We start from the raw sequence: 10,950 nt of genomic DNA, 5'->3' as shown, positions 1-10,950 counted from the left end.
ACGCCCGAGCAGTTTGCTCGGGCGCATGAAGAACAGAAGTTTTTAACCTCGGACTCTAAAAGCGTTTCGGACTAAAATCGGGGGCAGGTCAGTTACCGTATTACATACTCTATATACACAGTTTGTCACTCCATCACTGCTGCACGAGGTCATCAGTACATCCCGTGACAAATTGACATCCGCACGTATGCCCCTGTCATTCAGGGCATAGCGCACTGTGGGCATGTCAATCTGTCCCCGATGTCAAAGTGTCATGTGGTAGATCGCGACATCAACGAATTCGCAAGCACCATGACTCCCAATGGTCGCGATGACAAAATGACATGCCCGTCAAAACTGCCAATTACATCATTCCAACGTCAAGCGATCCAGTCGACCAATATGCTCGTGCCGACTACGGTGCCAAGATAGAGCCCAACAATCTGCGGCCCGATCGCCCAGCAGATGCGCGTCCAGATGGCGTCTGAAACTCGAGCACTTGTCACGAGTACGTCCGGCTGCATGATGCGTCGAACGCCGTCGCCAAGTCGTACGCCGATGTAGCCGAGAATGCTGCCGGCAATCCATAGACACAAGTACTTGAGTGGGAACGCGTGCGACTTGGGTGATAGATAGACCGACACGGCAAAGAATGCGACGACGGCGCACACGATGGCCCATATCCATCGCGCGGTACGGTTGCGACGTGGCTGGGTTGATGCGGGTTCTTGCGAATCGTTGTTTTCGACAGGGTGAGTCATTTTGACATCCTTGAGTATGCGAAAAAGTAGTGGTGCGGCAATGGTTGTTGACGCGTGATCGGCTGACGGATGACAAATTGACATCCGTTGCTGATGAGTGATGCTGGGGCGGCGCTATGGCGGCTTGTCATGCGTGCTCGTCTTCCTTTTGCGCTTCTTGATTGCGATAGCTCCAACGGCCACGATCTTGCTTCGCTGGAACGCCGTTTCGTAGAGCGCACGTGTGCTTGCCGACGTGTCGTCTGAACACCATGTGAATCTGGCGTTATATGCGGCCAAGCACGGCTCATACTCGGCAGAATCGATCAGGAGGAGGGCGTGCGGGTGCAGCACTCTGCCCGACTGAATCCCTTCAACACCGATGGCGAGTGCCGCATGCTTAGTGGTCCGGTGCCATTCGTGAAAGCAAAGTACGACTGGCCATCCTGCCAGCACTTGTTCTGTGCAAAACCGCAAGACATCCGGGTGCGGTCCTTCGAAGTGCTTTGGCGTCAATCCCAAATCCAACTTCTCAAGCAGATGACACAACTGCGGCAGCGATACTCCTGAATGCCAAAACTGTCCTGCGCGGAGGATGAACTCATGTTGATCTGCGGAGTATCGGGACGCCGGGCGCAGTGGGTTGGGCATGCATTGGTGTACGGCGAGCGCCATCGCAGCCGCGTGCAGTGCACATGACGAGTCGAAGCTTCCCTGAAAACTGAACGCTGGTGAGTTCGATCCCACAATCGTCAGTCGCAAACCCGCGCGGAGTGCAGGGAGGAGTTTTTGCACGGTGAAGGGCATTAGTAGTCTCGCGGCAAAAGCAGTGTTGTCGCGCTGCGATCGGCTTCCGTAATGACCCATATCAACTCGCGCTCCGGCCCGATTTCATACGCGGAGAGCACCCGTTCGCCGGCAGCGACTGCCAAATCGTTCAGCAGCGCATCGGCTTCGCATACGGTTCCCCAGTCACCGCTCACGTGTCGCATGAGCAGCTCTACTGCATTGGTTCCGGTGCGTTCGATCAGATCGAATGCTCCAGCAGTGGCCAGCACGGTTCCAAGGAGGAAGCGGGGCGGATTTTTAGGCAAGGATTTCATATAGGTATCCTAAGTAAAATGACTGCAAGAGGCCCTCCGCGGGTGCGGATAAGTCAAAGAGAACTAGGGAATTTCAGCCGAGGTTGATGCTTGGAAAGACGCCGGAGGTGGCGACATACAACAAGATGCTGGGTTTGCGTTGCTGACTGTGTGAGGCTAGATATCTCACACAGAAGCAGATTTGCTGCTCGCGAGAAGCTAGCGAACGGTCGCGTGACAGCAGAACCGAGTTTGATCGATTCTCGCCAAATATATCAAAAAATCAGGATTTTTGGTGAAAAATTCTAATTTTTGTGATTTTTCGATCAAAAATGCAAAATCAGACGGAATTTTGGTGATTTTTTTGTGATGCCGCTACACGGTGCGCAAGGGCAGCTGCCCGTTTTACGGTCGGAGGAAGTTGATAGACCCGACGGTCAACGCTATCGCTGGTGCACCCCCCTGAAGCGTCCCCCTTTATGGGGAAGGGCTGGGCAGTTTGGCTGAGGGGATGGAAGACGATTGATTGCCGTGTCCTCATGTTCGGCTGGGAACGCTTTTCAGCGTGGCAGAGCGTTCATTGACGGGGCGCTAATGTAGTCAAGGAACTCATGCGGGTCGGCACCGAGTACGCGCAGGATGTCGAGCAATTCAATCACATCGACTCTCCGAATACCACTCTCGTACTTTGAGACGAAAGTCTGGTTCCTTCCAAGTCGATCAGCGACATCGTGTTGAAACCAGCCACGCGCTTCGCGCAGTTCACGAAGGCGGGCGGCAACTACTTGGTAGCGGGGGTCATGAATTGGATGAGGCATGGAAAAATTCTAAATTCGCATTTATCATATGCGAAATGCGCATACGGGTTTGTTGCGCGAGGAGGACTCATGAGCATTCTGATGGTGGCTTGGCTGGGCACAAGTGCTTTGCTTGCGGTGGCGATTCAGGTGGATATTCACGCTCTTCGCGTCAACCGAGTTTGGCTCTCGGCGGGAGCCTGGTTGCTGGCGAGTGCATTTTTCGGCGTGTTTGTCGTGGTGCCGTACCTGGTTGCTCGTCACAAAGTTCGAGGAGAACTGGAGCGCGCGGCATTGACGCTTTTGGGAGATGAGTCGCAATGCATGGAAATTCGTCGCAGTCGCCTCGCCACGTTGAAACGATGCGGGTTACTAGGTGATTCGCTTTTCCGCACGTGTGCAACTCAGCTAGACAGACAGGATCGGTCTCACAGGCTGCCGTGAGTCGTTTCATTTGGCGCAAAAACCTTAAATCCGAAGAACCCAAGGACCAGCATGACCAAGTCGAGATGTCTTTTTGTACTTCTTTTCGCGCTCGGCCCGATCGTCGGGCATGCACAACTAAACCAACTATCCGGGCTGGTGCAGTCAGCGCGCGATGCGGCTTCGTTTGCTAACGGTCTTGTGTCTTCACAGGTCACGTCGGCGTCCCAAGCGGATCAGTCGGCCCCATATTCGGGGAGGAGCATGAGCGGAGCCACGGGGCAAGGTGGGGCAGGGCAGACGACGAAGAGTGACTTCGAAGCAGCAAAGCGTGCTGCTTCGGCTTGTCCCGTGCTTGTCGACGAGAAGTACAGCATCGCAGAGCGGGTTATTCGTTGCCGCAATGATGGGTTATCTCAAGTGCAGCAGATGGCGTTTGTTGGTGCGATGCCGATCTCTGCCCAGGGATACATGGCGGCTATCGTGCAGGACGTTTATGAGGACAACGTCACCGACCCGAGCATGGGCAAGCCGATCAATGACTACTACGACAGCTGCTACCGACGGGGCACTCCATGCGTGCGCAAACGTTGGTAGCACTTGAGATTGAGCAGATGTCAGCCGGGGTAACGGCATTTCTTTTGGGGCAGTCAGTCTTGCGCCGAGTCATGCACCGCATAGGGTGCGAACAATATTTACGAAGTCATCATGTTTGAAAAAGAAATCGGCGTAGGTATTGGCCGTAACGTCGACCGAATCCTAAAGAGTCGCAGCGACTGGCACGGAAAGTCAGTGGTGGATCTCGCGTGCGGCGACGGGCGAACAACTTACATACTGCGGGGGCTCGGTGCGGACGTGACGCCGTACGACATCATGCCGGAGAGTTGCAAGCTGGAGGGTGGGGCGCAGTACGCCGACATCATGGAGGGGTTGCCGATCGAGAGCGAGTCGGTTGACGTAGTCATCCTGCAGGAAGTCATCGAGCATCTCCCCAACCACTTGTCCGCGCTGCAGGAAATCTGCCGAATTCTCAAGCCTGGAGGAGAGCTATTCCTCACGACCCCCAATCGGAGTTCATTGGCGTCAAAGCTGGCATATCTATGTTTCGAAAGTGAGATCCTGCGAGGAACACCGGTGAGTGCGATGGAGAGCGTATGGGGGGAGTCTGGCGGGCGACGTTACTACGGGCATTTGTTTCTCCTGGGCGCACAGCAACTTCGGACGTTGTCGATGCTCGCGGGGTTTGCATCGATGACGGTGCATCGGACCGAAAAGAGCTCGTCGTCGCAGTGGCTAATGCTGCCTTTCTACCCTGCGATCTTCGGTGTTAGCTATCGCGCGTATCGCCGAGCGCTGCGAAAGTCCGGTGAGCTGGCTTATGCTTCCGAGAAGAGCGCGCAGCTTCGACTAAATGTTGACGGCCGAGTGTTGACCAACAAGTTCTTGATTGCGTCCTTGATCAAATAACGGAGCGAGGGCTTCACCCGCAGATCGTATTTCTGATGCCTCCCACACTCAATTCATGCGGGTGATCGAATCCGTACATCCGCATAATGGGGCTCTATTCTCTGAACTGTTCGCTGCAGCCGCATCTGGACCTAACCACGCACGGCAGCCGTCCCATCAGGTTTCTGGAGCGTCGTTGGGCGGAGCAATAGCGTCTGTCTTCACGGGGGGCGGCGCCCGATGTTGATCCCTCAGATGAACCGCGGTCTGGTCGATGCTGGGATATACAGTTGTCGCGTTGATGTTAATTCGATCGAGCTGTTCGAGAATGTGCGCCTTGTTCCGGATCAAGACCCGGCTTATTTCGATCCCATCCTGGCCAGCATCGGGGAGTGCCGCTTCGAGCCCAAACAGCAGAAAGGCGCCGGACTGCGATTTGATGCGCGTATTAGTACGCTTTGCTTTCACACAAATGATCGACCTTAGGTCGTCTGGGACGATCCGTCTCTCAAAAAATCCTTTCTCTGACTTAATGTGATGGAGCAGCTTTTCGGCGACGTCTGTTCCATTGAATGCGTCTTTGTCTAGGCTTAGATCGATCTCATTCTTCTGCGAATACGTCAGGTTGGATAGGTTTGAAAGGCAACTGACGGTATCCGAGTCAAAGTATTTCACCACTTCCGACGAGACTTGAAAGACGATAACCTCACCTTCAATTTCCAATTGGTCTGACCTGCAGGAGCAGGCGAAGAATAGCGCCACCAGCGGATTACCCGAGATGTCCAACAGTCTCGTAGGCAAGCCGTAGTGCTGCATACGCACGAGGCGGTCGAAACAATACTCGTCTCCCTGGAACTCATCGTAATGAGCAATCAGCAATTCCTTGCATAGCCGGTCCTCGCTTGGCATGAACTGCCAGTCGCCATTCTCCCATTTGCGCAGCAGTGACGGCGTTAGCTCATAACGTGAATCACTGTGGCCTCGAAAAAACGTCTCAGTCGCAACTTTTCCTGGCGAGCTGTAGAGGAGTTGGAGGAATGACTCCACACTGTCAGCGACGCCTAGGATTCTCTTGTCACGCGGCGGAGGTTGTATCGCCACAGCGCCGGCAGCGGGCGTCTCCTGTGCCACAACGAGATGCGCGAGGTCGGGCTTAAGATCGGCCAATCGGCGTAACACCATCCGCGCGTCGCCTTCACGAACTGCCCAGTGAGTGCGGTAGAGCTGGAATCGATCAGCGCTGAACACCGCCCTGGCTGCCTCAATGTGGTCGAACACGACCTCACCGAAATCGATCAACGTTTCAAACGTGGTGGAGACTGCTCTTGGCACGGGCGTGGTGTGGGAAATCCGACCGAACTTGATGAGCATTGAGAACACGTTTCCGGTTGGCTCGATCTCGCTGCATAGAAAGGTCGGCAGCCCTTCGAGAAAAGCGATCGCCGTGGAATCGAGACTTTCAAGTCGCTTCTCAGTGTCAGATGGTGTGTATTCAAACATGCGTCCCCGGCCCATGAGGACATCGTTGACGTTCCCCTCTAGGTATTCCCGATTACCGAAGGAGATGTAGTTGAAGCTCTCCACTGTTCGTCCCCGTTCCTAAGTCTATTGTGTTGTTCAAGGCTACGTCCGTCGCCGCTCGCCTAGGCGGGTTGCCTGGCATCAAACAGTGCGGTCTTGGCGCACGTGAGATTGTGGTGGTCCAGCTATCGACCTCTCTTCCATTGAGATCCCCACTGAGCCGGAAGTTCTGATCGGAATTGTACTCGGCTCAGTTCCAGTTTCATTCCAGCTACAGGCAAGGTTCAGAGTCGAAGAGCACCGTTGCCGGCGACGTAGGCGGCGGGGCGAAAACGCATCGGCTGAGTACGGGCGTAGGACCGTCGTGCGATAACTGACTGACGGAGATTTTGCTCATGACCACGATCGGTTCTGCGAATCTCAGTTGCTCTCAGGGTTGGGCCCTCACCGGCTTGTAATAAACGTGCGTCTCGGCAGGTCGCATCACCAGCACAACTTTGAGATCGAGGTGGCGATTTCACCAGCGTGCTGCCGCAGGTGGAACTATTTAATTTTGTTGCCCTCGTTCAACAGGGAATGTGACTCTCTTCGCGCTTGTGAGCGGGACTCACAACTGCTTTTTCAACAGATCGAGCAGCATCTGCTCGTCTTGGCTGAGATCGGCCACCAAGCGCTGAAGTCGAGTGTCTTCTTCTTCCAGCCGTTTCAGGCGCCTTAGTTCGTAAGCACCAAGGCATCCGAACTTTTTCCTGTTGTTGAACGCGGCTTGCGCACCCGCCATCCTCCGGCAATCTTCCGTAATCGTGGTCCCTCGGCACGCTGGATTGGATGTGCTGTCTGATCTTTTTTGAGCTCCGATTTTTTCATGCAAATCTCTGGCCCGTCAGGGCATAAAAATTCTAAAAAATATCGAGTTCTCATCGCAAAAATTTTTCAGGGTAGCATCGATGTGGGATTCAAGGTGAGGTTGCCCGCATGGCTGATGAATGTAAAAAATAATACAAATATATTTTTTGAATTGAAAATTGGAAATTGTAATAAATTAGGTTCAGAATTTCTTATGAATTTGGATCTTGATTTGATGTTTTTTTGTCTATATGAATTGGATTGATAGAGTTTGTTTTTTGGGGGGGCTTGTGTTTCGTGAATTCGCCAGCGAAAGTGCGCAATTTTCTGTTGGAGGCTGATCACGGGTGTCTATCTGGCTGCGGATGTCAACCACTCCGGTTAGTAGTAACGAGCCACGTTGCCGGACTTCGTTTGCGTCACAAGCCCCAGAGCTCGAAGAACTAATTGCTCCTGGGAGGCTTCGTTTTTCGAGGGGCGGCTCCCGTATCTTGCACCCGTAGAAACCCTTATTTTGGAATTAATTAATACGGAAGCTCATGTTGGGGGAATTTATTTTCCTATTTGCCAATCATTGCGCACGTTGTTGAATAATTTATTCCAGATGTGCCACGTATGATGGATTCACAAAATTGCTTTGACTGAGCGGCTAGTGGAGGCGTTGTGACGGTAGATCTGGGATTGGATCATGTTGGCCTTGCAGTACGAAATCTTGGCGATTCGAGCGTCGCTTATCTCCGACTCGGATTTCAGCTGACAGCAAAAAGCATGCATGCGGGAAGTCTTGAGCCCGGCGGTCCGGTGGTCCCGTGGGGGTCGGGAAATCAATGCGCCATGTTTCAGCGAGGGTACTTCGAGATTCTGGGGTTGGTCGACCCATCGCTGCCCAGCAACGTGAAGGCCATGCTCGCAAAGTATGAGGGGCTCCACATTGTTGCACTCGATACCGCGGACGTTAACGAAGCTTACCGTGAGTACGTAAAGCGAGGCGTACATGTTTCCGCTCCTATTCGGCTCGAGCGTGACGCTGCATTCGGTGCACAAGGTGAGCATGTTCGCTGTGCGAGGTTCGCCAATGTCTATCCCGATATACATGCGTTTCCCGACGCTCGCTTCATCGTTATCGAACACAAGACACGCGACGTCCTATGGCAGCCCCACTATCTATCTCATCCGAACGGTGCACTCGGTCTCAGTCGAGTCTATCTGGTGAGCGACAGGCCTGACGAGCGGAGCAACCAGCTCGCAACGTTGCTGGGGCCAGCCCAATCGTGCTGCGGTGCATTTCGCTTTGCTTTGCGAAGCGGAGAGCTTTGGGTTTGTGGATCGCAGGCCATGCGCTCGATGGTGCCTCGAGCCTGTGCTGATGCATTCGAGCGCGTAGGCGCTGCGTGCATTGACGTCGATTCTCTGGAGCGTCTCGAAGCTTATCTTGGCGACGTGGGCATTACATACGAGCTGGCCTCTCAGATCGGAACGGAGAAGCGCTCGGTCTGGGTTGGTCCCCTTGAGGGAACAGTCTCGCCTATTCAGTTTGTACAGGCATAAACAATCACTTCTAAGATTGGAGAGCGGTAGTCATGAAAGCAGCCGTAATTTACGAACATGGTGGTCCCGGCAGTATCTCGTATGAAACCGATTTTCCTGACCCCGTCGCTCAAGCGGGCGAGGTCATCGTCAAGGTGGGGGCCGCGTCGTTGAACTATCACGACGTGTTTACCCGCAATGGCATGCCGGGTATTTCCGTTCCTATGCCCATCATCATGGGGCTCGATTTTGCCGGCGAAATCGTCGAAGTCGGGCCGAATGTCGTCGGCGGTTGGAAAGTGGGTGATCGTGTGCTCATTGACCCGTCGGACCGCAAGACTTTCGGTGGTGTGATCGGTGAGGCCCGCCACGGCGGACTGGCCGAGTACTGTGCGGTCCCGGATCACCACCTGGTCTCTCTCCCGGGCGATGTGAGCTACGAGGTTGCCGCAAGCCTGCCGGTCGCCTACGGCACAGCGTGGCGCATGATGATGGCCATCGGCAAGATCAGTGCCGGCGAGCGTGTGCTGATCCTCGGGGCTTCGGGCGGTGTGGGCACATGCTGCGTGCAACTGGCGAAGCTGGCCGGGGCTGAAGTCATTGCCGCGGCGTCGAGCGAAGAGAAGCTGGATCGCCTCAAGTCGCTGGGCGCAGATCATTTGCTCAACTATAAAAAAGACGATTTCATGAAATGGGTCTTCGCAAAGTTTGGCAAACCGCATCGTCGTCTCCATGAGAACGGTGTCGACGTGGCCGTGAACTTTACGGGGGGAGACACCTGGGTGAAGTCGCTTCGCACATTGCATCGGGGTGGCCGCGTTTTGACATGCGGTGCCACTGCGGGTTACGACCCGAAGGAGGATCTGCGTTTCATCTGGAGCTATGAGCTGCAGATTCTCGGCTCCAATGGCTGGGCACGTGAAGACCTCACGAGCCTTCTGGATCTGGTTCGCCAGGGCAAGCTCCTGCCGGTGATCGATAAGACCTACCACCTGTCCGAAGTAAATGAGGCCTTCCGACAACTCGAGGACCGCCTTGTGTTCGGAAAAGTGGTGGTGAAGGCATGAGTACAACATCCTCCACACATATCGGCCGCGACGAGATCGCCGCAATCTTCGCTCGTTCGGCGTTCATCCGAACCATGAATCTCAGCGTTACCGAGGTCGATCATGAGCGTTCACGCTTCGGCGTACGGATGCCACTTTCCGACATGTTCGAGCGAGGTGCTGGTACGCGTCAGTTTCATGGAGGACCGCTCGCGGCGCTGATCGATGTCGTTGGTGATTTTGCTGTCGGCATGCTTGTGGGCGGTGGGGTGCCGACGATGAATCTGCGCATCGACTACTTACGTCCAGCCATTGGCGAGTATGTCGACTGCGTGTCGGTTGTTCGAAAGATCGGCAAGACTTCAGCTGTCGTCGATATCGAAGTGATGTCTCCCGACGGAAAGCTGGTGGCGATCGGGCGCGGAACCTACGTGCCCATTTCCGGGTAAGGGGGGGCATGCTTTGCAAACATACATATCGTTTTGCGCTTGTGGGTGGAGGCCTGCTGTTGGCGGGTTGGTCGCTTGCAGCCAGCGCGGAACTCACCAGAATTCGCTACGGCAATACGACGGATATGACGCTGGCGCAAGCACCCGTGGTCGTGGCGAAACAAATGAATTACTTCAAAGAGGAGGGGCTTGATGTCGAGATGATCAGCTTCAAGGGGGCTGGCACGCTCATCCCGCAAATGCTCTCGAAGCGTGTCGACATCGGCTACCCCAATCCCGACACGCTCATCCTTTCCCATGAACCGGGGAAGCAGCCGCTGCCGCTGAAATTCTTCTACAACTCCGCGCGAACGTCGATCTGGGAGTTCGTTGTCAACGCTGACTCCCCGATCAAATCGCTGAAGGATCTGAATGGGAAGAACATCGGCGTCGGGGCGATGACGTTCGGCAACGTTCCCATCACCCGTGCCGAGTTCAAGGATATCGGTGTCAATGCAACGTTGGTTCCGGTCGGTACGGGAAGTGCTGCTTTTCTGGCGCTAACCAACAAGAGCATCGACGCCATCAACCTGTACGACACCCAAATCGCGACCCTCGAATCCCAGGGAACGAAGATCCGTCGTTTGAGCCAGTTGGTGCGGTATTCGCAGTTACCGAGCAACGGATTGGTTGCGCACGACGACATGATTCGCGATAAGCCTCAGCTGCTGGGCGGCTTTGGTCGTGCTATCGCGAAGGCGACGGTCTTCTGCGAGGCCAACAAGGTGGCGTGCGTCGAACTGTTCTGGAAGGAATACCCGAATACGAAACCGGTGGGCGATCCTGCGAAGGTTCTGGCCGACGGCGTTCAGGTGCTTTCCGCTCGGCTTACCCGGATGTTGGCGTTTCCTGGTGGCCAAACTGCGCGCCGGTGGGGGGAGTCTGACCCGCAGGCCTGGGGCAATTTTGCGGAGGCTTTGTACCAAGGTGGGCAGATGCAGGCTCGGGCAGCCAATGTTCAAGGCTGCTATACCAATGCACTGGTTCCCGAGTTCGCCAAGTTCGACGCCGCGAAGGTTGTGGCGCAGGCAAAAGCGTTCAAGGAATAAATTCTG

12 protein-coding genes are annotated in these 10,950 nt (G+C 54.8%); 7 read left to right on the top strand and 5 right to left on the bottom strand.

Annotated elements, in window-relative coordinates; genetic code table 11:
* Positions 1 to 359: 359 nt before the first annotated feature.
* The 3 genes from PAN31108_RS23690 to PAN31108_RS23680 all read right to left on the bottom strand — a co-directional run bounded on the left by PAN31108_RS23690 (position 360) and on the right by PAN31108_RS23680 (position 2,619).
* Positions 360 to 740, bottom strand: a complete 381-nt coding sequence (locus tag PAN31108_RS23690; RefSeq protein WP_150671214.1) for a hypothetical protein — start codon at positions 738 to 740, stop codon at positions 360 to 362.
* A gap of 785 nt (positions 741 to 1,525) precedes the next feature.
* A complete protein-coding gene (locus tag PAN31108_RS23685) occupies positions 1,526 to 1,822 on the bottom strand; it encodes a hypothetical protein (protein WP_150671213.1) in 297 nt (98 codons plus the stop codon).
* A 539-nt stretch (positions 1,823 to 2,361) separates the two neighbouring features.
* Positions 2,362 to 2,619 (bottom strand): helix-turn-helix domain-containing protein, encoded by a 258-nt coding sequence (locus PAN31108_RS23680; RefSeq protein WP_150671212.1) that lies wholly within the window; start codon positions 2,617 to 2,619, stop codon positions 2,362 to 2,364.
* A gap of 69 nt (positions 2,620 to 2,688) precedes the next feature.
* On the opposite strand from PAN31108_RS23680, the gene PAN31108_RS23675 reads away from it, so the two are divergent.
* The 3 genes from PAN31108_RS23675 (at position 2,689) to PAN31108_RS23665 (ending at position 4,488) form a co-directional block, all read left to right on the top strand.
* On the top strand, positions 2,689 to 3,042 hold the full coding sequence (locus PAN31108_RS23675) for a hypothetical protein (protein ID WP_150671211.1): 354 nt from the start codon (positions 2,689 to 2,691) through the stop codon (positions 3,040 to 3,042).
* A 51-nt stretch (positions 3,043 to 3,093) separates the two neighbouring features.
* On the top strand, positions 3,094 to 3,618 hold the full coding sequence (locus PAN31108_RS23670; protein ID WP_150671210.1) for a hypothetical protein: 525 nt from the start codon (positions 3,094 to 3,096) through the stop codon (positions 3,616 to 3,618).
* A gap of 111 nt (positions 3,619 to 3,729) precedes the next feature.
* Positions 3,730 to 4,488: a class I SAM-dependent methyltransferase gene (locus tag PAN31108_RS23665; RefSeq protein ID WP_150671209.1), complete on the top strand. Its 759-nt coding sequence runs from the start codon at positions 3,730 to 3,732 to the stop codon at positions 4,486 to 4,488.
* Between the two features lie 156 nt (positions 4,489 to 4,644).
* Here PAN31108_RS23665 and PAN31108_RS23660 read toward each other — a convergent pair whose 3' ends face one another.
* The gene (locus PAN31108_RS23660) at positions 4,645 to 6,051 is read right to left on the bottom strand and encodes an FRG domain-containing protein (RefSeq protein WP_150671208.1); all 1,407 of its coding nucleotides are present in this window, start codon (positions 6,049 to 6,051) and stop codon (positions 4,645 to 4,647) included.
* Between the two features lie 544 nt (positions 6,052 to 6,595).
* The gene (locus PAN31108_RS26520) at positions 6,596 to 6,769 is read right to left on the bottom strand and encodes a hypothetical protein (protein WP_174995124.1); all 174 of its coding nucleotides are present in this window, start codon (positions 6,767 to 6,769) and stop codon (positions 6,596 to 6,598) included.
* 728 nt (positions 6,770 to 7,497) lie between these two features.
* On the opposite strand from PAN31108_RS26520, the gene PAN31108_RS23655 reads away from it, so the two are divergent.
* From PAN31108_RS23655 to PAN31108_RS23640, 4 genes are read left to right on the top strand one after another with little or no spacing between them, the layout of a single operon-like run.
* Positions 7,498 to 8,382: a VOC family protein gene (locus PAN31108_RS23655; protein ID WP_150671207.1), complete on the top strand. Its 885-nt coding sequence runs from the start codon at positions 7,498 to 7,500 to the stop codon at positions 8,380 to 8,382.
* A 32-nt stretch (positions 8,383 to 8,414) separates the two neighbouring features.
* Positions 8,415 to 9,428, top strand: a complete 1,014-nt coding sequence (locus tag PAN31108_RS23650) for a zinc-binding dehydrogenase (protein WP_150671206.1) — start codon at positions 8,415 to 8,417, stop codon at positions 9,426 to 9,428.
* The gene (locus PAN31108_RS23645) at positions 9,425 to 9,856 is read left to right on the top strand and encodes a PaaI family thioesterase (RefSeq protein ID WP_150671205.1); all 432 of its coding nucleotides are present in this window, start codon (positions 9,425 to 9,427) and stop codon (positions 9,854 to 9,856) included. The genes PAN31108_RS23650 and PAN31108_RS23645 overlap by 4 nt, the downstream gene beginning before the upstream one ends.
* Before the next feature lie 8 nt (positions 9,857 to 9,864).
* The gene (locus tag PAN31108_RS23640; RefSeq protein WP_150671204.1) at positions 9,865 to 10,944 is read left to right on the top strand and encodes an ABC transporter substrate-binding protein; all 1,080 of its coding nucleotides are present in this window, start codon (positions 9,865 to 9,867) and stop codon (positions 10,942 to 10,944) included.
* Positions 10,945 to 10,950: the final 6 nt, after the last annotated feature.

It is taken from the genome of Pandoraea anhela, from assembly GCF_902459655.1.
Classification (GTDB): domain Bacteria; phylum Pseudomonadota; class Gammaproteobacteria; order Burkholderiales; family Burkholderiaceae; genus Pandoraea; species Pandoraea anhela.
This window is presented reverse-complemented; position numbering and strand designations above follow the sequence as displayed.

Excerpts from the sequence above, each read along its gene's own strand:
- PAN31108_RS23640 (WP_150671204.1), top strand. The coding sequence starts at position 9,865 with ATGCTTTGCAAACATACATATCGTTTTGCGCTTGTGGGTGGAGGCCTG.
- PAN31108_RS23670 (WP_150671210.1), top strand. The coding sequence starts at position 3,094 with ATGACCAAGTCGAGATGTCTTTTTGTACTTCTTTTCGCGCTCGGCCCG.
- PAN31108_RS23650 (WP_150671206.1), top strand. The coding sequence starts at position 8,415 with ATGAAAGCAGCCGTAATTTACGAACATGGTGGTCCCGGCAGTATCTCG.
- PAN31108_RS23680 (WP_150671212.1), bottom strand. The coding sequence starts at position 2,619 with ATGCCTCATCCAATTCATGACCCCCGCTACCAAGTAGTTGCCGCCCGC.
- PAN31108_RS23675 (WP_150671211.1), top strand. The coding sequence starts at position 2,689 with ATGAGCATTCTGATGGTGGCTTGGCTGGGCACAAGTGCTTTGCTTGCG.
- PAN31108_RS23690 (WP_150671214.1), bottom strand. The coding sequence starts at position 740 with ATGACTCACCCTGTCGAAAACAACGATTCGCAAGAACCCGCATCAACC.
- PAN31108_RS23645 (WP_150671205.1), top strand. The coding sequence starts at position 9,425 with ATGAGTACAACATCCTCCACACATATCGGCCGCGACGAGATCGCCGCA.
- PAN31108_RS26520 (WP_174995124.1), bottom strand. The coding sequence starts at position 6,769 with ATGGCGGGTGCGCAAGCCGCGTTCAACAACAGGAAAAAGTTCGGATGC.
- PAN31108_RS23665 (WP_150671209.1), top strand. The coding sequence starts at position 3,730 with ATGTTTGAAAAAGAAATCGGCGTAGGTATTGGCCGTAACGTCGACCGA.
- PAN31108_RS23685 (WP_150671213.1), bottom strand. The coding sequence starts at position 1,822 with ATGAAATCCTTGCCTAAAAATCCGCCCCGCTTCCTCCTTGGAACCGTG.